This is a genomic window from Oleiharenicola lentus (assembly GCF_004118375.1).
Lineage (GTDB): Bacteria > Verrucomicrobiota > Verrucomicrobiia > Opitutales > Opitutaceae > Lacunisphaera > Lacunisphaera lenta.
This window is the reverse complement of sequence record NZ_SDHX01000001.1, coordinates 2,087,538-2,110,854: the sequence shown is the minus strand read 5'-3', so window position 1 is coordinate 2,110,854 and position 23,317 is coordinate 2,087,538. Positions and strand designations below refer to the sequence as shown.

General features: G+C 62.5%; 14 protein-coding genes. 11 read left to right on the top strand and 3 right to left on the bottom strand.

Translation table 11 applies throughout. The features are described 5' to 3' along the window. Positions 1-6: 6 nt before the first annotated feature. Complete coding sequence (locus tag ESB00_RS08745) at positions 7-642, bottom strand: response regulator (RefSeq protein ID WP_129047318.1); 636 nt, start codon at positions 640-642, stop codon at positions 7-9. Further along, complete coding sequence (locus tag ESB00_RS08740) at positions 639-2,447, bottom strand: sensor histidine kinase (protein WP_129047317.1); 1,809 nt, start codon at positions 2,445-2,447, stop codon at positions 639-641. Before ESB00_RS08740 ends, ESB00_RS08745 begins: the two co-directional genes overlap by 4 nt. 330 nt (positions 2,448-2,777) lie before the next feature. Here ESB00_RS08740 and ESB00_RS08735 point away from each other — a divergent pair, with 330 nt between their 5' ends. From ESB00_RS08735 to ESB00_RS08690, 10 genes are all read left to right on the top strand, one after another. Next, positions 2,778-4,082, top strand: coding sequence for a sulfatase (locus ESB00_RS08735; RefSeq protein ID WP_164976110.1), 1,305 nt, complete (start codon positions 2,778-2,780; stop codon positions 4,080-4,082). A 40-nt stretch (positions 4,083-4,122) separates the two neighbouring features. Next, positions 4,123-6,333, top strand: coding sequence for a GH92 family glycosyl hydrolase (locus ESB00_RS08730; protein ID WP_129047315.1), 2,211 nt, complete (start codon positions 4,123-4,125; stop codon positions 6,331-6,333). An 18-nt stretch (positions 6,334-6,351) separates the two neighbouring features. Then, the gene (locus ESB00_RS08725; RefSeq protein WP_218938715.1) at positions 6,352-7,836 is read left to right on the top strand and encodes a sugar MFS transporter; all 1,485 of its coding nucleotides are present in this window, start codon (positions 6,352-6,354) and stop codon (positions 7,834-7,836) included. After that, on the top strand, positions 7,833-8,984 hold the full coding sequence (locus ESB00_RS08720) for a PfkB family carbohydrate kinase (RefSeq protein WP_129047314.1): 1,152 nt from the start codon (positions 7,833-7,835) through the stop codon (positions 8,982-8,984). The genes ESB00_RS08725 and ESB00_RS08720 overlap by 4 nt, the downstream gene beginning before the upstream one ends. Positions 8,985-9,110: 126 nt before the next feature. Then, positions 9,111-10,661: a sulfatase family protein gene (locus ESB00_RS08715; RefSeq protein WP_218938714.1), complete on the top strand. Its 1,551-nt coding sequence runs from the start codon at positions 9,111-9,113 to the stop codon at positions 10,659-10,661. Between the two features lie 64 nt (positions 10,662-10,725). Beyond that, a complete protein-coding gene (locus ESB00_RS08710; RefSeq protein WP_129047312.1) occupies positions 10,726-13,011 on the top strand; it encodes a GH92 family glycosyl hydrolase in 2,286 nt (761 codons plus the stop codon). Between the two features lies 1 nt (position 13,012). Beyond that, complete coding sequence (locus tag ESB00_RS08705) at positions 13,013-14,440, top strand: sulfatase family protein (protein WP_164976109.1); 1,428 nt, start codon at positions 13,013-13,015, stop codon at positions 14,438-14,440. A 31-nt stretch (positions 14,441-14,471) separates the two neighbouring features. Then, positions 14,472-15,764: a glycoside hydrolase family 99 protein gene (locus ESB00_RS08700; RefSeq protein WP_129047310.1), complete on the top strand. Its 1,293-nt coding sequence runs from the start codon at positions 14,472-14,474 to the stop codon at positions 15,762-15,764. Beyond that, on the top strand, positions 15,761-17,173 hold the full coding sequence (locus ESB00_RS08695) for a sulfatase (RefSeq protein WP_129047309.1): 1,413 nt from the start codon (positions 15,761-15,763) through the stop codon (positions 17,171-17,173). Before ESB00_RS08700 ends, ESB00_RS08695 begins: the two co-directional genes overlap by 4 nt. A 43-nt stretch (positions 17,174-17,216) precedes the next feature. Then, positions 17,217-18,716, top strand: a complete 1,500-nt coding sequence (locus ESB00_RS08690; protein ID WP_129047308.1) for an arylsulfatase — start codon at positions 17,217-17,219, stop codon at positions 18,714-18,716. Between the two features lie 23 nt (positions 18,717-18,739). Here ESB00_RS08690 and ESB00_RS08685 read toward each other — a convergent pair whose 3' ends face one another. Next, positions 18,740-19,861, bottom strand: coding sequence for an alkaline phosphatase D family protein (locus ESB00_RS08685; protein ID WP_164976108.1), 1,122 nt, complete (start codon positions 19,859-19,861; stop codon positions 18,740-18,742). A 397-nt stretch (positions 19,862-20,258) separates the two neighbouring features. Here ESB00_RS08685 and ESB00_RS08680 point away from each other — a divergent pair, with 397 nt between their 5' ends. Further along, on the top strand, positions 20,259-23,252 hold the full coding sequence (locus ESB00_RS08680; protein ID WP_129047306.1) for a TonB-dependent receptor plug domain-containing protein: 2,994 nt from the start codon (positions 20,259-20,261) through the stop codon (positions 23,250-23,252). Positions 23,253-23,317 lie beyond the last annotated feature (65 nt).

Below are 23,317 nucleotides of genomic sequence, written 5' to 3'. Positions count from 1 at the left end.
GAAAATTTACTCCGGGTGCTGGCGAAGGTATTTCACGATCGCCTCGGCGCGGCTGCGCACATGCAGCTTAAGATAGATGTGGTTCACGTGCGTCCGCACCGTTTCCAGACCTATGCCGAGTTGGTCCGCCACTTCCTTCAGAATCAAACCCCGTACGAGCAGATTGAGAATCTCGGTCTCACGAGGGGAGAGCCGTTCGGACTCCGCTGCCGGGGCCGCGCTCCGATGAAAAAACTGCACGACCTGACGGGCGATGTGCGCGGACATCGGTGCGCCGCCTTGCTGGACGTCTTGAAGAGCGCTCAAGAGCTTTTCCGCCGCGTCCCGCTTGACCAGATAGCCGTTGGCTCCCGCCTTCAGGGCCCGGAATACACTGTCGTCGTCCTCGTAAACCGTGAGCATGAGCACGAGCAGAGACGGCACGATAAGCTTAAGCCGCGCCACACACTCGATACCGTTCAGGCGCGGCAGATTGATGTCCATCACCGCGAGCTTCGGCTGCAGCGCCGGGATCTCACGCAACGCGACCTCCGCCGAACCGAAGGAGCCGAGCAGCCGCAGCCGTTCGTCCATGTTGATCAACGCTGCGAGATTTTCCCGCACCGCACTGTCGTCCTCCACAATGACTACACCGGTTCTCATAAAGCACTCTTAGGCAAGGGCACGGCCAGGTGGATGCGAGTGCCTCCGGCTTGCCGCGATTCAATTTCGCAGGTCCCGCAAATTTCCACCATACGCCGTTCCAAATGATCGAGGCCATTGCCACGTTTCACCGTCCCGGGATCAAAACCCTTGCCGTTGTCGGACACCGTCACCAGCAACCGGGAGCCATCGAGTTCGAGCTGCACGGATACCTCGGTGGCGTGCGCATGCTTTAGGGTATTGTTCAGCGCCTCTTTCACGGCCATCATCAGTCGATGCCGGAAACCACTGGGCAGGCTGTGTTCGGGCAGCGCTGTGGGAATGTCCAGCCGGCACCGCAGGTCGGCATCCCGGACTACGGCACCGGTGTATTGGGCGAGATAGTTGCCGAACCCCTCAAGCGTATCGTGCTTCGGGTTGGCGGCCCAGACAATCTCCTCCAAGGCAGAAGCCAGTTCTTTCACGGCCCCATTGATGCTGCGAATGGGCTCGCGCACTGCCTGATCGGCGGGAGCGGAGATCAGCGCGCGTCCGGCCAGCAGGGAAATTTGTGTGAACCGGGACCCCATTTCGTCATGCAGATCGCGGGCGAGACGGGTCCGCTCTTCCTCAACGGCCCGGCGTTGCTCCAGTAGCCGCATCTGCTCCTGCATCTTGCGCCAAGACAGATACCGCACCGCAGCCAACAGAGCCGCGGTCAAAAATACGGCGCCGAACATCCGAAACCAGGCCGTGGCATAGAAGGGCGGCCTCACCACCACGGGCACCCGCAGGGAAGGCCCCGTGGGGCGCCCCAACTCGTCGGTGGCCCAGGCGCGAAAGACGTAGTCTCCCACGGGGAGCGAGAGAAAGCTGACATCAGCATCGCGACCGCGACCAATACTGTACTTTTCCTCGACCTCCAGTCGCAGGTGCTGACCGGGCACGATCCGCGCGGCGGCGGGGACCATCTGCAACCAGCCTCCCGTGTTGTCCGGGCTGGTATCAAGCAGCGCGAGCACGGGCTCGGCAGGGCCGTCGTCTTCAAGGCGAGAATACAGGATCGGGATGTCGAGTCCGGTGCCATCGCGCAACCATCCATTGGGATTCCCCCGGGGGGAGTCGAGACCCAGTCCGCTCAGGGATTCAAGCTGATAGAGCTGGATTCCGGTTGGCGCCTCATTGTCCGCCGAGCGGACTGACAGGCGCAGGCGGCGCACGGCCCAGAAGCCGGTCGTGCGCGGCGTGCCGCCGGAAACCAGCAGAATCTGGACCCGGTGGGATCGTTCCGGCACTTCGACTTCGTTCACCTGACTGTGCCAGCGGGAATTTTGGGGCAGGCCGCCCCAGCCCGGGCTGTGGCCCTGACGTATGAACGACTCGCTGCTGACGGCACGGTTGTTCTCATCGATAAAACGCAGCACGAGATACATCTGGCTCTCATGGTCGCGCCATTCGCTCTCCCATCCTTCTAGGCGGGTGCGCAGGCGCACGATGGGAGGTTTACCCGGGGCCGCGGTGTCCAGGGCGAGGTTGAGTGGAAACTCCCCCCGGAGCAGCGAAATGCCCTCATAGCTTACCTCGCCGATGCCGTCCGCTTGTGGGGAGCTCTTCACCGGGACCGCCCGCCCGCCAACCACGATTTCCGTGATCACCGGCTTGGCTGAGTAACGGACCTTTTCATCCACGGCATGCAGCCGGGGCAACGTTCCGCCGGCCAAGAAGGCCAAGGCCAACAACGCCGTTGAGGGAAAGGGTGCGCGCACAACTCCCATCGTCCTCATCAGGACGTTGGTTCCGAGCCTAAATTCTTGGGCGAGGCGCATGACAGCACCCCGATCATAGCGGCTCGGTTAATCTCTGCCCATCCCCCTAACATGGGATGCGCAATGCGACCAAAATAGTGGATGATTGGGACTACTTGCCAGCCGGCCTCCTCGGGCTCGCCTGACACTGCCCACCCGGCCTGCCATGCCTCCCCAGACGGCTTCCTCCCGCCACAACAAACCAAACGCCCCCTTCGGTTGACACTAAATGGCCACGTTACCATGCCGCAACCCAAGCCCATCGGCCTCGTTCTCCCCTCCGTGAGATTTTTCGTCACCGTTTTAGGTTTCTCTCTCGGGGCACTGGCTTCGGCCGCGTCACCACCGCCCATGAATGTGCTGCTGATCGTCGCCGACGATCTGCGTGATGCGCTCGGCTGCTACGGCCATCTCACCGTAAAGACGCCGCATATCGACGCCCTGGCCCGACGCGGACAGAGATTCGACCGTACCTACGTGCAGTATCCAGTCTGCGGCCCCAGCCGGACTTCCTTCATGACCGGCTGGCGGCCGGAGCAGACCCGCATAATGGGTAACGGAACCTTCTTTCGCGATGTGATCCCGGACGTCGTGACACTGCCACAGGCGCTGCGCCAGGCGGGCTGGTATACCGCAGGCTACGGCAAGGTGTTCCACAGTGCCGGCGATCGCCAGAAGTGGCTCGATGCTGCGCACTCGTGGGACGAGGCCCATGAAGCCGTTGGCATTGATGACCGGCCCGCTTTCACCGCCCACCGCAATTTGACAGGCGACAAGCTCAAGTGGTGCGAATGGGGCATCACCGTCGGCGAAGGCGAGAACCAGCCCGACTACCTGACCGCCAGCGCCGCCATCGCGGCCATCGATCGTGCAGGGGAAAAACCGTGGTTCATCGCGGCCGGTTTTCACCGGCCCCACGATCCGTTCTTCGCCCCGCAACAGTATTTCGACCTCTACCCGCTCGCCTCGCTCACGCCGCACATCGATCCGCCGGGCCTGACGGCTGCGCCGAAGCTGGCTTTCGCCCCGGAGATGCACGAGGTGTTCAAGCAATTCACCGACCAGGAGCGGCGGGAGTATTTGCGAGCCTACTACGCCTGCACGTCGTTCATGGACGCCCAGGTCGGCCGGGTCCTGGACGCGCTCGACCGCCGCGGACTGCGCGACCGCACGCTCGTGATTTTCATCGGCGACAACGGCTTTCACCTGGGCGAACGCGAGTGGTGGAACAAAGTGACCCTCTTCGAGCCCAGCTGCCGGGTGCCCCTGATCATGGCCGGCCCCGGTGTATCCCAAGGATCCACCACTCGGGGCCTGACCGAGCTGGTCGACCTCTATCCGACGATTCTGGACTATTGCGGCATCTCTCCCGTGCAGGCCCTCGCGGGTACGTCGCTTCGCCCGCTTCTGGAAAATCCCGCCGGCCCGGGCAAAGCCGCCGCCTTCAGCCTGGTGACTCGCGGCACCCTCGTGGGCCGCAGCGTGCGCACCGCGCGCTGGCGCTACACGGAGTGGGATGGTGGCCGCGAAGGCATCGAACTCTACGACGAAACGGCCGACCCCGGCGAATACCACGACCTCTCCCGCGATCCCGCTCACGCCCAGACCATGACCTCATTGCAGGCCCTTTTTGCCGAACTCCCGCGCTACCCCTGATGCCTCGTCCCTCCCCTCACCCCACGGAAAAACTCAAAGCATGAAACTCAAGCTGTTCCTCTCCGTCCTCGCCCTGGCCTCGACCGCGCTGGCGCAGGTCGAATACGTCGATCCCACCATCGGCAACGTCGGCATCCTCCTCGTGCCAACCCGGCCCACCGCGCACCTGCCCAATTCCATGATCCGGGTGCATCCGTTGCGTGACGATTTCCTCGACGACCAGATCAACGGTTTCCCGCTGACCATGATCTCCCATCGTCTCGGCGAGATTTTCACCCTGCAGGCCACGACGGGGGCCATCGACGCGAAGAGCTGGACCACCCCGATCACCTACGACCACGAAAAGCCGACGCCCTACCACTACTCCGTCTGGCTTGAGGAGCCGGCGCTCAAGCTGGAGTTCGCTCCGGGCGAACGCACCGGCCTATTCCGCTTCACCGCACGCGACCGGGCCCCCGTCGTCCTGCTCGCCACTCGCAAGGAAGGCGAAATGGCCGTCGCCGGCCCACAAAGCGTCACCGGCATCGAGCGCTTCCACGGCATGCAGGCCTACCTCTACGGCGAGTTCGACCAACCGATGACCGTGACCGCGAGCAGCGTGAAGGAAAACACGGGCCGCCTCGCCGCCTCGCCCGTGGCCGCCACGGCCCGGGCCGTCCAGTTCCGCTACGCGATCTCGTTCATCAGCCACGAGCAGGCCAGAAAGAACCTGGCCCGCGAAATGAAAACGTGGGACCTCGATGCCGTGGCCCGGACCGCGCGCACCCGCTGGAACGACACGCTGGGAAAAATCCAGGTGACCGGCGGCACCGACGCGCAGAAACGCACCTTCTACACCGCGCTCTACCGTTCCCATGAGCGCATGATCAACATCTCGGAGGACGGCCGCTACTACAGCGCCTACGATCACCAGGTCCACGACGATACCCGCCCCTTCTACGTGGATAATTGGATTTGGGATACCTACCTGGCCCTCGAGCCCCTGCACGCCATCCTCAACCCGAAGATGCAGGCCGACAAGATCGCGTCCTACGTCCGCATGTATCAACAATCCGGTTGGATGCCGTCGTTTGCCGTGCTCTACGGCGATCATCCCTGCATGACCGGCAACCACGCTTCGGCCTGGATCGCCGACTCCTGGGCCAAGGGCATTCGCGATTACGATGTGCAGGCGGCCTATGAAGGACTGCGCAAAAATGCCCTGGAGGGAACGCTGCTGCCCTGGCGCAACGGACCGCGCTCCAGCCTGGATGTTTTCCACGCGGAAAACGGATTCATGCCCGCCATCCGCCCCGACGAAACGGAAACGGTGCCCGAAGTGCACTCCTTCGAACGGCGGCAATCCGTCTCGGTCACCCTAGAACACGCCTTTGCCGACTGGTGCCTGGCGCAGCTCGCCCGCGCGATCGGCAAAAAGGACGATGCGGATCTGCTCACCCAGCGGGGCAGCTGGTGGAAAAACGTCTTCCGCGCCGACCACGGCTTCATGTGGCCCAAGGACGCGAAGGGCGACTGGATCGAGCCCTTTGATCCGAAGTTCTCCGGCGGCCAGGGCGGTCGTCTCTTCTTCACCGAAAACAACGCCTACACCTACAACTGGCTTCCGCGCCACGACTTCGAAGGGCTCGTCGCTTCCATGGGCGGAGTGAAAGCCGCCGAGGCGAAACTGGACAACACCTTCCGCGACAGCCTTGGCCGCTCGAAATTCGAGTATTTCGCCACGTTCCCCGACTCCACCGGCCTGGTCGGCCAGTTCACCATGGCGAACGAACCCTCGTTCCACATCCCCTACCTCTACAATTATCTCGGCTCGCCCTGGAAAACCCAGAAGCGCATCCGCCAGCTCCTCGAGGCTTTCTATCCCGACCAGATTCACGGCATCCCCGGTGACGAGGATGGCGGCGGCATGAGCGCCTTCGTGGTCATGTCCATGATGGGCTTCTATCCCGTGACCTCGGGAGTGCCCGTCTATGTCCTCGGCAGCCCGGTTTTCGACCGGGTTGATATCAAACTGCCCGACGGCAAGACGTTCACCCTCACGGCCCGGAACACGTCGCGAGACCACAAATACATCGACTCCGTGAAACTCAACAACCAGGCACGGACCAAAATCTGGTTCACGCACGATGAACTCACGCAGGGCGGCCGGCTCGACCTCGAAATGAGCACGAAACCCAACCAGGTGCTCGGCACCCGCGACGCGGATCTGCCTCCCTCGCGCCTGACCCTCGATCCCGTCTCGATCAAGTAACCTCCACGCCCTTTCTCCATGGCCGCAACTCTACCCTCCACTCAGTCCACGTCCCAAGCCAACGGCAACGGCAGCGCTTCCCGTGGCGCCTTCGCCATCATGACGAGCCTCTTCTTCCTCTGGGGCTTCATGACAGTGTTCAACGACATCCTGATCCCGCGCTTCAAGGAGGCCTTCACGCTGGATTACTTTCGCGCGATGCTCGTCCAGTTTGCGTTCTTCGGCGCCTATTTTGTCGGCGCGCTGATCTACTTCGTCGTTTCGATGCTCAAGGGCGATCCGATCGCGCGAATCGGCTACAAGAACGGTGTCGTACTCGGCCTCCTGATTTCCGCGACGGGCAGCGCCCTGTTCTGGCCCGCCGCCTCGTTGTCATCCTATCCGCTGTTTCTGTGCGCGCTCTTTGTCGTCGGTCTCGGTTTCGCCATGCTGCAGATCGCCGCGAACCCCTATGTGACGATTCTCGGTGCGGAGAAAACCGCTTCCAGCCGGTTGAATCTCGCCCAAGGCTTCAACTCCTTCGGTACCACCACGGGCCCGCTGATCGGTGGTTACCTCATCTTTGAATACTTCGCCAAGACCGGCGCGCACGGAGCAGAATCCGTCAAACTCCCCTACCTGGGGTTCTGCATCGTCTTCATCGTGCTGGCGGTGGTTTTCTTCTTCATCAAGCTGCCCCATATCGGGGAAGGCAAAATTGAGAAAGGCAGCGGCGCGCTGCGCTACCCGCACGTCAAACTCGGCATTCTGGCGATCTTCGCCTACGTCGGTGCCGAGGTGGCGGTGGGCAGTGCGATCATCAGTTATCTGGCTCTGCCGGAGATCGCGGGCCTCACCGAGATCGAGGCCAGCAAGTATGTGGCGATCTTCTGGGGCGGCCTGATGATCGGTCGCTTTATGGGCGCCGTTGAGCTCAGCGAGATTGCAAGGGTCCGCAAACACGTGCTCATGGTCGTCATCCCGTTGGCGGCGTTTCTCTTTCTCTGGGCGGCCAAGAGTTGCCCGATCGACTACCTGCAGAGCCACTCCTTCGGCGACTTTGCCTCGTTTTGGAGTCAGCGGTTTCTCAGCGATTGGGCGGTTTTCCGAAACTACCTGCCTTTCATCGGCCTGTGCTGGGTGCTGTTCCGTTTGGGCAAGTCCCTGGCGGACCGCACGCTGACGATCTTCGCGCTGACCGCGGTGTGCCTGCTTGGCATCGCCATTTTGGTCGGAGGCAAGCTCGCGTTATGGTGTGTCGTTGCGGTGGGTTTGTTCAGCTCCATCGGCTGGTCGAACACCTTCTCCCTCGCGATCGAGGGCATCGGCCATCACAAAAGCCAGGCCTCCTCACTCCTGGTGATGGCGATTTTGGGTGGAGCCATTTTGCCTCCGGTGCAGGGTTGGGTGGCAGACCAGCTCAGCCTCCACGTTTCGTTCCTCATTCCTCTGCTCGGCTATGCCTACGTTGCCTTTTACGGGGCGATCGGCCACCGCGTCGGACGCAAAGAACTCTCCTCATGAGCAACACCCTATATCCTGACATTCAGTCGCTCGCCCCGGTCGTTGCCGGATTCAAGGCGGGTCTGCGCGCGGCCGCCCCGGAGCGGTTTTCCGGCCTGTGCGGGTTTGACGGTTTCATTGACACCTTTGTCCGCCTCCAATCGCCCCCTTCCATGGCTGAATTCGGCGCGAAAGTGGCGGCGGCCGCAGGGGTCGCCGCGTCCTATCCCGCCCGCCACCTCGGAGACAAATTCGGCGGCAACGGCCCGCTCTTTGCGGCCGCGCTCAACGACATTTTCGCCGGAAATATCGACGTGACCTATATCGGCGCCTTAGGGCATCCGGAGGTTTTGCCGATCTTCCAGGCCGCGCTCGGGGCCAAGACCAGGAAACTCTACACGCTGGGGCGGGCCGCCCAAACCACCTGCCTGGAATACACCGACGGCAAGGTCATGCTGAACGACATGTCGGCGTGCGCCGAAGTCACCTGGGAGAGCCTGCTCTCCTGCATCGGGGCGGACGCCCTGGATGCGGAACTGAAGTCGGCCCGTTTCATCAGCGCCGTCAACTGGGGCAAGCTGCCGCATGCCGGCGTCATCTGGAGCAATCTGGCGACCCGCCTAGGGTCGCTGGGTGTGGCCCCCAAGAAGGTCCTCTATTTCATGGATCTGGCTGAGTTCGAAAGCCGTCCGTTCGCGGACCGCGAGGAACTGCTTGGCCGCCTCGGACCGATCACGCGCCAGTGCGAAACGATCCTGAGCTTCAACCTCAAGGAAGCCTGGCAGATGGCCGAGGTTTTCGGCGGCGCCTATCAGGGCCACAAGGACGCCGCCACTGTGGCCGAGTTGACCGCCTACCTGCGATCGCACATCGACGTGGACCGGGTCATCGTGCACCCGAACAATGGCGCCGCCTGCGCCAGCGCCCAGGGCACAGTGTATGTGCCGGGTCCCTACTGCGCCGATCCGCTGATCTCGACCGGCGCAGGGGACAACTTCGGCGCCGGCTGTGTGGCCGCCGCCCTCCGGGGCGCCGACGACACGGGCATCGTGCTGGCCGGCAACTGCGCCAGTGGCCACTTCATCCGTTCAGGACGTTCTGCCTCGTTCGTGGACATGTGCCGGCTGCTCGATGCCTGGGCCGCGGGTACCCTCTCAGACCGTCTTTAGTCAGAACCCTTCTAGGGCTCACCTCTACCCAGCATGCTAACCTTCACATCATGCCATTCTGCTGCGAAGGCCACGGAGCGGATTTTCTCAAGTTTCGCCGTGATCTGCGGAGTCTTCGCCACGTCAATGCGTCGCCTCCTTCTCCCGGGTCTGGCGCTTGCCGGCACCGCCCTTGTTGCCGAGGTCGTGCCTGTTCCCACCGCCATCGTCCCCGAACGCATCGCCGGCGCCAAGCCGCGCAACGTCGTTTTCATTCTCTCAGACGATCATCGCTACGACGCCATGAGTTTCCTGGGGCATCAATTCGCCCTGACCCCCGTCATGGACTCGATGGCAAAAAACGGAACCCACCTGAAGAACGCGCTCGTGACGACCGCCCTGTGTTCCCCCAGTCGTGCGTCCATCCTCACCGGACTTTATACGTTTCGGCATCGTGTGATTGACAACAACCGCGCGATCCCGCCGGGCACCGTGTACTTTCCGCAGTATTTGCAAAAGGCCGGTTACGCTACCGCCTTCATCGGCAAATGGCACATGGGCGGCGAGAGCGACGAGCCCCAGCCCGGCTGGGATCGGTGGGTCAGCTTCCGCGGGCAAGGTGAATACCTCGCGCCCAACCCAAACTATACCCTCAACGTGGACGGCAAGCGCGTGCCGCAGAGAGGATACATCACCACGGAACTGACCGATTACGCCATCGACTGGCTGAAGCAGCAGAATCCGGCCGAAAAGCCCTTCTTCCTCTACCTGTCACACAAGGCCGTGCACGCCAACTTCACGCCCGAGCCCAAATACGAGGGCAGATTCAAGGAACTGCCCTTCCACCGCCCGGCGTCCGAGGCGAGCACTGCGGCCAACCGGCTCAAACCCCGCTGGCTGCGGGACCAGCGTAATTCCTGGCACGGCGTGGATTTCCCCTACCACAGTGAGCTGGACATCGAAAACTACTACAAACGCTACTGCGAAACCCTCTCTTCCGTGGACGATAGCATCGGCCGCGTCCTGCAACAGCTGAAGGACATGGGCGTCTATGAAGACACGCTCGTCATTTACATGGGCGACAACGGTTTCATGTTTGGCGAGCACGGGCTGATCGACAAGCGGGTGGCCTACGAACCCTCGATCCGCGTGCCCCTGCTCATGCAGTGCCCCGCGCTCATCAAAGGCGGCACCGTCGTGGACGAGATGGTCGCCAATATCGACATTGCGCCGACGGTCATGGAGGCGATGGGTCTGCAAAGGCCCGCGCACATGGACGGGCAGAGCATTCTCCCGCTGGCCGAGGGCAAGACCGTTCCGTGGCGCAAAGACTTTCTCTACGTTTACTACTGGGAGAAAAACTTCCCACAGACGCCCACGGTCTTCTCGCTGCGCGGCGACCGCTACAAATACATCACCTATTACGGTCTGTGGGATGCCGACGAACTCTACGACCTGCAGAGCGATCCCGACGAAACCCGCAATCTCCTTTATGATCCGCAGTTTCGCCCGCTGGCCCAGGAGATGGAAAACCAGCTCTACGCCAAGATGCAGCTCCTGGGCGGGATGGAGATCCCGCTCAATCAGCCGGCCGGCGGAATAAACAACAAGCGTCTACGCGGTCGCGGCGGTGACCAAGCATCGGACTTCCCGCTGCCCGCGGTGGTGGATCAACCGATCAACAAGAACGCCAATTGATCCGAAACACCAACCCAGTCCCCCGTCGCACCGCCCTTGCCGGCTGCGGTTTATCTCATCCGACATGAAACTCATCTCTTTCGCCTCACTTGGTGCAGTGCTTGCCGTGGCTGGAGTAAATCAGTCTCCGGCTGTTGATGCGGACGACATCTTGCAGCAGGTCGATCCATTCATCGGCACGGGGTTTCACGGCCACACCTTCCCCGGGGCGACCACGCCGTTTGGCATGGTACAGCTCAGCCCGGATACCCGCACGAGCGGCTGGGATGCCTGCGGCGGATACTACGATGCTGACGCAGAAATCTTGGGCTTCAGCCACACGCATCTCAGTGGCACGGGCATCGGTGACTATGGTGATGTGCTCCTGATGCCCTTCACGGGCGACATCAGCATCGGCTCGGGCACGCCCCAGAAACCGGAGTACGGGTATCGGTCCGCCTTCGACAAAAAGAAGCAGTTCGCCACGCCGGGCTATTACCGCGTCCTGCTCGACCGCTTTCAGGTCCAAGCGGAGCTGTCAGCGACGCCGCGCGTGGGTCTGCACCGCTATACTTTCCCGCCGGCCGCGAAGGCGGGCATGGTCATCGACCTGAAGCACAGTATCCAGAATCGTGAGATCCTGGCAGCGGAGATCGAAGTCCTCAACGAGCGTGAGATCGCCGGGTGGCGGCATGTGCGTGGCTGGGCGCAAAACCGCTGGATCTATTTTCACGCGGAGTTTTCCAGGCCGTTCACCGCCGAGCTTTTTGTCGCGGACAGCCTGCAGCCGGGAAAGGCCTCCGTCACCGGACAGAACGTCAAGGCCCGGCTCAACTTTGCCACGAACGAGTCCGACACCGTGCTGGTCAAAATCGGTCTCAGCCACGTCGATCGCGACGGCGCGAAGAAGAATCTGCGCGCGGAAGCGCCCGGCTGGGACTTCGACGGTGCCGTGAAGCAAGCCGCAGCGCTCTGGACCAAGCATCTCACGCAGATTCAGGTGCAAGGCGGCACGGACGAGCAGCGGACGGTCTTCACCACCGCGCTCTACCACACCGCCATCTGTCCCAATGTGGCCAGCGATGTGGACGGCCGCTACCGCGGCATGGACCAGAAGAACCACCAAGACACCGGCTACACTAACTACACGGTCTTTTCCCTCTGGGATACCTTTCGCGCCCAGCACCCGCTCTACACAATCCTCAACCCCGAGCTGGACCAGGCTTGGATTCGCTCCCTGCTCCGCAAACATGACGAGGGCGGCATCCTTCCGATGTGGGAATTGGCCTCCAACTACACGGGCTGCATGATCGGCTACCACGCCGTGCCGGTGATCGTGGACGCCTACGTCAAGGGGCTGCGCGACTACGATCTAGACAAGGCGATGGAGGCGGTCGTGTTTGCGTCGCGGTATGACGACCAGAAGCCGATTCCCTACAACTCGGACGATACCCGAGCGCGGCTCATGCCGAAGGCCAAGCTCTACAACGCGACCAAGGGCCATATTCCGGCCGATCTCGAAACCCGATCCATCTCCAAGGCGCTGGAGTTTGCCTACAATGACTGGACCATCGCCACGTTGGCCCGAGCTCTGGGCCGCGAGGAAACGGCCGCGGAGTATATCGGGCGCGCGGGCTATTACCGCAAGTATTTCGACCCCGCCACCGGCTTCATGCGGGCGAAGAATTCTGACGGCACCTGGGTGACGCCCTTTACCCCCACCGACACCGACGCCCGCGTCCTCGGCTATGTGGAAGGCAACGCCTGGCAATGGACCTGGTTTGTGCCGCACGATGTTCCGGGTCTGATGAACCTATTCGGCGGACGGGAGCCCTTCGCGGCAAAACTGAATGCCTTGTTCACAACCGACTCCCGCCTCACGGGTGCACACATCTCCAGCGACGTCACTGGGCTGATCGGCCAATACGCCCACGGCAACGAGCCGAGTCACCACACCGCCTATTTGTTCAACTGGGCGGAGCAGCCCTGGCGCACCGCGGACATCGTCCACCAGATCATGACCGAGTTTTACCTCGCCACCCCCGCTGGCCTGATTGGCAACGAAGACGCCGGCCAGATGTCCGCGTGGTTCGTGCTGAGTGCGCTGGGCATCTATCAGGTGGCGCCGGGCGACCCGAATTTCTCACTCGGCCGTCCGCTGTTTGACGAAGCCCGAGTGACGTTGCCGAACGGAAAGTTCTTTGTCGTGCGCATGAAAAACGGGACCGCGAATCACCCCTATGTCCAGCGTGTAACCCTCAATGGAGAGCAATTGAAGACGCCCTTCGTCACCTATGTCGACATCATGGCCGGCAAGGAACTGGTGTTTGAGATGGGCGCCGAAAAGAAAGTCTTCTGGAACTTACCCTAAAATGAAACTGACCGCCCTCCTTTCATCCCTTCTCCTCACCTGCACCGGCCTGCTGCACGCCGGTGCGCCTGATTCGGCGGAACGTCCCAACGTCGTCATCATCCTCGCCGACGATCTCGGTTACGGCGACCTCGGCTGTTACGGGCACCCGACCGTGAAAACGCCAAACCTCGACCGGCTGGCCGCCACCGGTGCACGTTTCACGCAGTTTAATTGTCCGGCCCCCTATTGCGCGCCCACCCGGGCATCGCTGCTCACGGGACGCTATCCATTCCGCCATGGCCTGACGGGCAACCCGGCTCCCGACGGGCAGCGCGCCGAGGAAGACAGCCTCCATCTGCCCACCGGCGAAATCACCCTGGCCCAGCTCTTCCAGCAGGCAGGCTACGCCACGGGGATGGTGGGCAAGTGGCATCTTGGCCACGCGCGCCCGGAGTGGCTTCCCACCCGGCGCGGGTTCGATGAATACCTCGGCATTTTGTATTCCAACGACATGCGCCCCGTGCAATTGGTCGAGAGCGAGCAGCCCATTGAATATCCGCTTGTGCAGGCCAACCTCACCCAGCGCTACACCGCCCGCGCGATCAACTTCATCAAACGCAACCAGTCGCGGGGGTTCTTCCTCTACCTCGCGCACGCGATGCCCCACAAACCCCTCGCCGCGTCCGAGGCATTCTACCGGAAGTCCGGAACCGGTCTATACGGCGATGTGATGACCGAACTCGACTGGAGCGTCGGCGAGGTTATGAAGACCCTCCGCGAACTCGGCCTCGAGGAGAAAACCCTCGTAATCTTCGCCGGCGACAACGGCCCCTTTTATGGCGGGAGCACGGGCGGGTTACGCGGCATGAAGGCCAGTTCCTACGAGGGCGGCTACCGCACACCCTGCCTTGCCCGCTGGCCGGGGAAAATCCCCGCTGGCCACACCAACCGCTCCCCCGCCGTCATGATGGACCTCTTCACCACCACCCTGAATGCCGCGGGCATCGCGCCGCCGGCGGACCGCGTCATCGACGGACGCGACCTCATGCCCCAGTTGACCTCTGACGCCGCCAGTCCCCACAAAGTGATCCTCGGTCAGCTCGGGCCACGCGTTGCCACCATCCGTGACGCCCGCTGGAAATTGCACGTGCTCCCGGCCTCGGATCAGCGCAGCCGAAGGGCGCCGCCCGGCGAACGCTGGCTCGACCCGCGCGGTCCTGACGGCGTCACTATTCTGGCTCCCGCCGAACAATATTCGCCGGACCATTATCCCGGCCTCACCAACGGCGACGCCCCGGCCCCCATGCAACTCTTCGACTTGGAGTCTGATCCCGGCGAGCAACACGATGTGGCCGCCGCGCATCCGGAAATCGTGGTCCGACTGCGCCAGCACTACGAAAACCTCATGCAGGCTGCGGCTGAGTCCCCTGCCCCGCCCCCTTCCTGAATTCTGCACCCAAACCCTCCTCCTTTTCCGCATGACCACCCTTTCCCTACCGCGGCTGCTAGCCGCCAGCACGCTACTCGCGGTGCTGTTCACCAGCTGCGCCGGACCGGGCACCAAGCCGGTCAACTCGTCCTCCCTGACGGGCAAGGTCATGGTCGGTTACCAAGGCTGGTTCAACGCCGAGGGCGATGGCTCCGGCCGGGGTTACAACCACTGGACTCGTGACGGCAAACAGCCGGCGCCGGACAACGTGCGAGTGGATCTCTGGCCGGATTTGAGCGAGTTCCCTGCCTCCGAGCGTTTTCCAACCAAGCTGCGGCATGCCGATGGCACTCCTGCGGAGGTGTTCAGCTCCTATCGCCGCCCCACCGTGGTCCGGCACTTTGCGTGGATGGAAGAGCACGGCATCGACGGCGTTTTTCTACAACGTTTCGTCAGCTCACTGGCCCGTGGCACCTCCCTCGCCGCCAACAACGCAGTCCTCGAAAATGTCCGGGCGGGCGCGCGCGCCCACGGACGCGTTTACGCCCTCATGTATGACCTCAGTGGCCTCCGTCCCGGGCATGCCGATGTGCTGATCGACGACTGGAAAAAACTGCTCCGCGACACCCGGCTCACGAGCGATCCGAACTACCTGCATCACCGGGGCAAACCCCTTTTGGCTCTATGGGGTTGTGGTTTCCTCGATCACGACAAACCCCGGCCCACGCTCGAGGATTGGCGCAAGATTCTCACGTTTCTGAAGGAGGACAAGACCAGCGGCGGCCTCGCCATCATGCTCGGCGTGCCCAGCCAGTGGCGCACGTTGACCCGCGACTCGGTGCCAGATCCCATGTTGCATGAACTCATCGCCCTGGCCGATGTGGTCTCCCCTTGGACCCCGGGCCGCTATCGCACGCCGGAGGCCGCGACCACCCACGCAGCCACCGTGTGGCAACCGGACATCGCCTGGCTCCGCGAGCGCCAGATCGACTTTCTCCCCGTCGCCTTTCCCGGTTTCAGCTGGCACAACATGAAGGACGCTCCACTCGATGACATTCCCCGGCTGCAAGGCCGGTTCTTCTGGTCGCAGATCGCTGCCGCCAAAGACGCCGGCGCCAGCATGCTGTATGTCGCCATGTTCGACGAGGTCGATGAAGGCACCGCGATTTTCAAGGTGACCAACACGCCGCCAGTCGGCAATGGCGCCAAGTTCGTCACCTACGAGGGTCTGCGAAGCGATCACTACCTTCGTCTGACCGGACTCGCCGGCAAGGTCATCCGGGGCGAACTCCCCCCCACCGCCGAACCACCCCTGCCTGTCACCACCGCCACCACTCCATGAGACCTTATCTGCTACTGTTTGCCGGCCTTACCGCCCTATGCTGCGGAGCCCCCGCCACGACGTCGGCGGGCAAGCTCAACGTTCTGCTCATCACGATCGACGATCTGCGCGACACTCTCGGCTGCTACGGCAATCCCGCCGTGCTGACCCCCCACATCAATCGGCTCGCCGCCCGCGCGGTCCGTTTCGACCGCGCCTACGTGCAATACCCCGTCTGCAATGCCAGCCGCAGTTCGTTCCTCACCGGCCTGCGGCCCGACCAAACCGGCGTCACCGACAACCACACGATTCTTCGGGAACGCCTGCCGGAGGTCGTCACGCTGCCCCAGTTGCTGAAGAACGACGGTCGCCACTCGACCGCATTCGGCAAGATTCTCCATCTGGGCGGCGGACGCGACGAGGCCTTGCGTGCGCAGTGGGCTGATCTGCCGCTGTCCTGGCACACCGCCCGGCCGTATGAGGCCACTCCGCGTGGCAGGATCAAGCTGGCCGGCCGCGATCTCTCGAACGGAAAATTGTCTTGGTGTCACTGGGGCGCCATGGACGGTGACGACGACGACCAGCCCGACGGACAGATCGCCCGCGCGGTCATCGAGGAAATTGAGCGGTGCGACGACCGGCCGTGGGTCATCGGTGCCGGCTTCATGAAACCGCATGATCCGTTTCTCGCCCCGAAGAAATATTTCGATCTCTACCCCGAAGGCTCGCTCCGCCTGACGCGCCCGCCCGGCGACCAAACGCCCGCACCGCCGCTGGCCGTCGGGTTCGGAGGGCTCGGTGCCGCGTTTGCCCAATTTGCCGACCGCGACCGGGAGGAGTTTCTGCGCGCCTACTATGCTTGCACCACCTATGTGGACGCCCAGGTCGGGCGCGTGCTCGCCACGCTCGACCGGCTCAACCTCTGGGAGAACACCATCGTGATCCTGCTCGGCGACCACGGCTATCATCTGGGCGAGCGCGACTGGTGGAACAAGGACACGCTGTTTGAGCGCACCTGCCGGGCACCGCTGCTCATCGCCGCACCCGGGATCAAACCCGGTGTCGCCCGCGGGCTGGTGGAGTTCATCGATCTCTATCCCACGGTCGCCGAGCTCTGCCGGCTCACCCCGCCGCCGAATCTTGCGGGTCAGAGCCTGCTCCCGCTCCTGCGCGACCCGAAGGGCGCGGGCAAACCCGCCGCCATCACGATCGTGGTCCGCGGCCGTTCGCGCGGTGATTCCATCCGCACCGACCAGTGGCGCTTCACCCGCTGGAGCGACGGAACCAGCGAACTCTACGATCACACTCTTGACCCCGAGGAGGACCATAATGTCGCTGCGGCGCATCCGGACCTCATCCGTGATCTGAGCGACCGGCTCTCGGCGGCGCTCGCCGCCGCTGGTCCCGGCCGCTCTTCTCCCGGCCCATGACTTACGGTCCCACCCGCGGCCGCTCTGGACTCCCGAAACCAATATGAAATTCCTGGTCTGGTTGTGCCCCCTGGTGCTTGCCTGCGCCCTTCCGGCTGCGCCGGTCAGGCCGCCCAACATCGTGTTCATTCTCACCGACGATCAGGGCTACGGGGACATCGCCGCCCACGGTCATCCGATCCTCCAAACGCCGAATCTCGACCGGCTCCACGCCGCAAGCGTGCGTTTCACGGATTTTCAGGTCAGCCCGACCTGCGCTCCCACCCGCAGCGCGTTGCTCACCGGCCGCCACGAGTTTAAGAACGGCGTCACCCACACCATCCTCGAGCGGGAACGCCTGACCCTCGACGCCACCACGCTGGCCGAGGTGCTCCGCACCGCCGGCTATGCCACCGGCATCTTCGGCAAGTGGCACCTCGGCGACGAAGCGGCCTACCGCCCCGAGCGTCGCGGCTTCGACGAGGTCTTCATCCATGGCGCCGGCGGCATCGGCCAGACCTATCCCGGGTCCTGTGGCGACGCCCCTGGCAACACCTACTTTGACCCCACGATCTATCACAACGGGAAATTCGAAAGGACCGTTGGTTACTGCACCGATGTTTTCTTCAATCAGGCCATGCGCTGGATCGACGTGGCGGCCGCGACTGGAAAACCCTTCTACGCTCACCTCGCCACCAACGCCCCGCACATCCCACTCCAAGTGCGGCCGGCAGACGAGGCCCGTTACGCGGGCATAGCTCCCGACGCCGAGACCGCCAAGTATCTGGGCATGGTGGCCAACATTGACGACAATGTCGGCCGCCTGCTCGATCACCTCAGAGTCCGTGGCCTCGAGCGCGACACTCTCGTCATCTTCATGACCGACAATGGCGGCCTCAGCGGCGTCCGCATTTGGAACCACGGCATGCGCGGCCAGAAAGTCACGCCCTGGCGAGGCGGGGTGCGCGCCGTCTCGTTCTGGTCTTGGCCGGGTCGGATCACCCCGGGCGAGGTCGCGGTGCCGGCCGCTCACATCGACTTCTTCCCGACCCTGGCGGAACTCGCGGGCGTGCCCCTCGCCGCCGAGACCCGCGCCCAGATCGAGGGCCGCAGCCTCGTGCCACTGCTGGAAAACCCCGTCGCTCCCTGGGCCGACCGCACGCTCGTCACCCACGTCGGTCGCTGGCCCCGCGGCACCCCGCCCGAAGCCTGGAAATACCGCAACGTCGCGATCCGCGACTCCCGCTGGCGCCTCGTCTCAATCAAGGGTGCAACCGAACCGGCGTGGCAACTTTACGACTACGTCAACGATCCCGGTGAACAGCACGACGTGGCGGCCACCCACCCCGGCGTGGTGCAAAAACTGGCTGCTAATTACGACCAGTGGTGGGATGAGATGCGCCCGCAGCTCGTCAACGAAGACGCCCCGCTGCCGAAGCTGAATCCCTTCAAGGAACTTTACTGGCAACAGTTCGGCGGCGGTCCGAACGCCACCGAACTTGAGGCGATGGATCCGGATACTTTCTTCAGCAAACAGCACCTCCCGGCAAAAACGAAGGGATGACGTGGCAGCTCGGCCCGGCCGGATCATTGGGATCTCGGGCGGAGCTCCGCGAGCGGGATGTCGCGGGAAAGCACCACCTCCCCCCCCAACCCGCAGACTTCCAGGCGCAGGGATGACGCGGCCCCAGCCCACTTGACCCGCAAGAGAGCGAAATTGGAGCCCGTGTAGGGACGCTCGTGGAGCCGATGCCGATTGGGTTGCGGCTTCGGGGGCGTTGGCCCGGCCTCAACCCCGGTCAGGGCTTTTGCCCGAGCCGCAGGTTCTTGCGCGATCGGCTGATTCAGACCGCTGCTGGTCAGATCGTGGAGCGGATAGGGCGCGCCGTCGGTCGGGGCCAGCATGGCAAGCTCCGCGAGATGACGGTCTCCGCTGATCACCACCACGCCATGGGCTTGGGTGCGGCGGAGCATCGCCAGAAATCGCGTGCGTTCCGCGGGGAAATTATCCCATTTCTCGGAACCGTGTTCCGTCGCGACCAATTGGATGCTGGAAATCACCACGCGGATCTCAGCCGGCTCGCGCAGGCGGCGCTCAAGCCAGGCCCATTGCCCGGCACCAAGTATCGTCGCGTCCGGGTCGGTGTTTGGCCGCGTGACCTTCGCGTTGCTCGGATCCTTTTTCAACGGCGAGCGGAACGTCCGCGTATCCAGCAGAATGAGCTGAACCCGCTTACCCGCCGGCCCAAACGTGACGCAGTCGAACACGCCCGGCGTAGTGCGCCGAGGCGAATCGCTCGGCACCTGGAAGAAATCGCAAAATTCCTTTTGGGCCGCCGCGGCACCGGGAAACCCGGCGCCGCCGTCATTGAGACCATAATCATGATCGTCCCACGTGGCGTAGAGCGGGGTGGCCTGGCGGAGCTGAGCGAAGCCCGGCATGGCGGCAAGCAAGGCGTATTTGACACGGAGCACGTCCGGGTCGGCGGAATCACCGTAGATGTTGTCACCGCACAGGACAAAGGCATCGCAATGCGCCGCATTGATGGCCTCCCAGATGGGCTGGGGCCGCTCCTGGCGGGCGCAGGAGCCGAACCCGAGAGTGGAGATGGTCAGTTCAGGTCGGACCGACACCCGATCCGACACGTCCGCGCTCGGCGGAGCCGGTGCCGCCAGGGAGAGAATCGGGAGCAACAGACCGTAGGGCACAAGCGGGAGAAGGCGTATATTCATGGGGATGATTGCTGTGCAGTCACACAAGCTGGGTTTGAGAATTGCGGGTTAGCTCCCGCGCGCTCTCCGGGCTTATTTTGCCCGACAAACGCCGGCGATCAGCGGATCATAGTGACCGCAACCGTCGCCCGCCATCCCCCGAACATGGGATGTTTGCCGCGTTGGGAATATGCGAGGCTAAGCCCAGACAGCTGCTAGGTCCGTGCCCAGCCCCCACGCTATCTGTAGTCCCAACCCCAAAACCCCTCAACCCCACCTGAATCTGACATTGTCGCCATCGGCCGGTCGCTCAGCGTCGCGCCGCAGACGGCCAAACACCACAGCCATGAAAACCCCAAGACCCGCCCCCGCCAGTCTCCCCCTCATAATGGGAATGAGTCTGATTTTCCTGCCTTTACCTGCGTTTGCCCAGACGGCTCCGACCGCCCCGGCGGGCCAGGAGCAGGAAACGATCGTGCTGAATCCCTTCGTCGTGACCGCGGACTCCACCAGCGGCTATTACGCGTCCGAGACCCTATCCGGGACGCAATTGAAGTCCCAGATCCGTGATCTGGCGAACCCGATCACGGTTCTCACGGAAGAATTCATGCGGGATATCGGAGCGGTGAACTACCAGGAAGCCCTGGAGTTCCTGCCCAGCACCCGCGAATTCAAGGGGGACGCCTCGGATACGGAGGGAGTGACCAACCGCACGGGCACGCCCTACATGGTTCGTGGTTTCCGTTCCACCGCGCTGACCAACAATTTCTTCACCAGTCGCATCAAGGTGGATAACTACAACACCGAGACGCTCACCCAATCGCGGGGACCGAACTCCTTGCTCTTTGGCCTGGGTTCGGTGGGTGGTGGCCTCGACGCCACGGCCAAGCAGGGCCGGTTCAGCACCAACAGTTATGGCGCAGAGGTCCGATTCGACTCCGAGGGATCCAAACGCATCAGTGTTGATACCAATCAGATCCTCATCCCCAAGAAGCTCGCGGTCCGCTTTGCCGCCCTCTCCACCGATCAACGCACCCCCCGCGACCTGCAATATGCGCGGCGGAATTCCGCCTATATCAATTTCACGATCCAGCCGTTCAAGAACACAACGATCAACCTGAATGCGGAAATGGGGCGGCTTGAAGAATCCGTCCCCAGGTCCTACCTGGCCTATGACAGTGTTTCCGCCTGGTTAAGCAGCCCACTGACCCCATTCAATAAGGCCAACCGGATCGACAATCTCCTCGTCACTTCCGGCAGCACGACAGCCCGCAATGCCGCCCGCAATCTTATCACCGGGGTCACCCAGGGATTCTCCACCACCAATTATCTCGTCTATATCATGAACGCCCCCGAGCTGGGTGTGCAGAACTTTAAGTGGAAATCTCGCGGATCGGAAGTCCGCGTAAATGGGAACAACCAAAACCAGACCAGCATTTCAGAACTAACCGTCGTGCCGGGGGTAAACTTCCCGCTGGACACCATGGTGCCCGGACCGTCGGAACACTTCGACACTCTCTACGACAAGTATTCGGCTTCCTTGCAGCAGAAGTTGCTGGAGAAGACCTACCTCGAGGTGGCTGGATCCTACGAAGACGTCTTCAACGAGGATTGGCAGCCCATCACCCGCGGCGACTACGAAGTCTTTATCGACCCCAACTACTATCTCCCAACCCAGCTGGCGTCGAACAATCCGGATCCCACCAAGCCGCTCAATCCCTATTTCGGCGTCCCCTATGTCGAGGGCAACGCCAAGCTCGAGCGCCGCGACACGGTGACCAAACAGTTCCGTGCAACCCTGACCCATCAATTCGACCTGAGTGGCATCGAGCCGATCAATGGGTTTGATCTCGGAAAATTCAGCGTGGTTGCATTTCATTACTACCGGTCGACAGACAGCTATTTCTCCCAGCCGGAGGAAATGACCAGCACCTCGCAGCTGACGACCGGCGTCGTTGGTGATACCCAAAATCAGATTCGTCGGCGTTATTACCTGCTGCCGGGGCAACCGGTCCACTTTCCCGCCCTCGACTATCGGACCGCCACAATCAACCAGACCGCCAACGCCTCGGTTCCAGGCGGCGTTATCCCCGCGATCTCCTCGGGTTTCTTGAACCGTCTGAATCCCGTTTACGCGCCCGAAACAACCAAATCCTATGCCGCCATCGGTCAATGGGAACTGTTCTCCCGGCGGTTGATCCTCACCGGGGGCATCCGGCAGGATGATATCAGCTCGAAGAATTTTGTCTTCACCCAGAATCCAGTCACCAAGCTTTTTAGCAACCGGGGCGAAGGTGCTTTCAGCCCGGCGACCGAGTCCTCGGTCAAGAACTACAATTTCGGCGCCGTGGTCCGGGTCGCCAAGTGGCTGGATGTGTATGCTAACACGGCCACGAACACCGTGGGTGCCGGTGGCACCAACTATAACATCTTCAACGAACGGCTGCCCGATCAGGAGGGCGAAGGTTTCGATTTGGGATTGCGCGGCTTTTTTTGGGATGACCGGGTCATACTCAAGCTGAACTACTTCAGCAACGAACTCCTGAACCGCGTCTCGGACCCCCTTCGCGATGGAGCCATCGGCATCGAAATGGCCCGTCAGAACGGTTACGTCGAAAGATATCTCGAAGGCATGGTCCTCAATGGTTTTGGAGACAAGGTGGCCGGATCTCCCCGCTTTGCCAATTACACGGGCAATCAGCTCTGGTCGGACGTGGAGTCGGACAAGACGGAAGGCTACGAACTGGAGGCCACCCTCAATCCCACCAAACAGCTCCGGATCTTGGTCAACGTCTCCTACAACGACTCCACCTTGAACGCCACTTACAAATTCACGCGGCCGTGGTTTGACCAATACGTCAAACCCTACGCGACTGATGCGGCGATCCGCGCGCCGATCGCCAATCCTACGTTCAACGCCACCCGGACCATCGGAGAGTATATTGACGGCATGGCCCGCCGCCTGAACTACCACGAAGCGCAGATCGGCGGATCCCGCATTCGGGGCAACAACTGGATCGTGAATCTGGTCGGCAGCTACGCCTTCGACGAAGGCCCGTTGAAGGGCCTGCGGGTGGGTGGGGATGTGCGCTGGCGCGATGCCAACACCATCGGGTACCCGGAGGTGGCCGGCACCTTCGACACGAAAAATCCCTTCAAGGGCGCGGAGTCGTTTATCACGAGCGCTTTCGCCTCATATTCCTGGAAGACCAAGCTCCTTGATCGAAACACCAACTGGTCGGTGTCACTGCGGGTGCGGAACATTCTGGACGACAGCGAAACCTATCCCAACAGCGCCGTCGATTACGGCAATGGCGTGCCGCACTACCTACAGCGGATCTACGTGCAGCCGCGCACCTACGAGCTCACGGCCGGGATGAGATTCTAAAGTCAGTTGGGCTCCGCGGCCGCGCTTCGGCCGGACGCGGAGCCGCCCAACGATCCAGCTGGAAC

Coding starts and splice junctions, on each gene's coding strand:
- ESB00_RS08745 (WP_129047318.1), bottom strand. CDS start 642: ATGAGAACCGGTGTAGTCATTGTGGAGGACGACAGTGCGGTGCGGGAA.
- ESB00_RS08740 (WP_129047317.1), bottom strand. CDS start 2,447: ATGCGCCTCGCCCAAGAATTTAGGCTCGGAACCAACGTCCTGATGAGG.
- ESB00_RS08735 (WP_164976110.1), top strand. CDS start 2,778: ATGAATGTGCTGCTGATCGTCGCCGACGATCTGCGTGATGCGCTCGGC.
- ESB00_RS08730 (WP_129047315.1), top strand. CDS start 4,123: ATGAAACTCAAGCTGTTCCTCTCCGTCCTCGCCCTGGCCTCGACCGCG.
- ESB00_RS08725 (WP_218938715.1), top strand. CDS start 6,352: ATGGCCGCAACTCTACCCTCCACTCAGTCCACGTCCCAAGCCAACGGC.
- ESB00_RS08720 (WP_129047314.1), top strand. CDS start 7,833: ATGAGCAACACCCTATATCCTGACATTCAGTCGCTCGCCCCGGTCGTT.
- ESB00_RS08715 (WP_218938714.1), top strand. CDS start 9,111: ATGCGTCGCCTCCTTCTCCCGGGTCTGGCGCTTGCCGGCACCGCCCTT.
- ESB00_RS08710 (WP_129047312.1), top strand. CDS start 10,726: ATGAAACTCATCTCTTTCGCCTCACTTGGTGCAGTGCTTGCCGTGGCT.
- ESB00_RS08705 (WP_164976109.1), top strand. CDS start 13,013: ATGAAACTGACCGCCCTCCTTTCATCCCTTCTCCTCACCTGCACCGGC.
- ESB00_RS08700 (WP_129047310.1), top strand. CDS start 14,472: ATGACCACCCTTTCCCTACCGCGGCTGCTAGCCGCCAGCACGCTACTC.
- ESB00_RS08695 (WP_129047309.1), top strand. CDS start 15,761: ATGAGACCTTATCTGCTACTGTTTGCCGGCCTTACCGCCCTATGCTGC.
- ESB00_RS08690 (WP_129047308.1), top strand. CDS start 17,217: ATGAAATTCCTGGTCTGGTTGTGCCCCCTGGTGCTTGCCTGCGCCCTT.
- ESB00_RS08680 (WP_129047306.1), top strand. CDS start 20,259: ATGAGTCTGATTTTCCTGCCTTTACCTGCGTTTGCCCAGACGGCTCCG.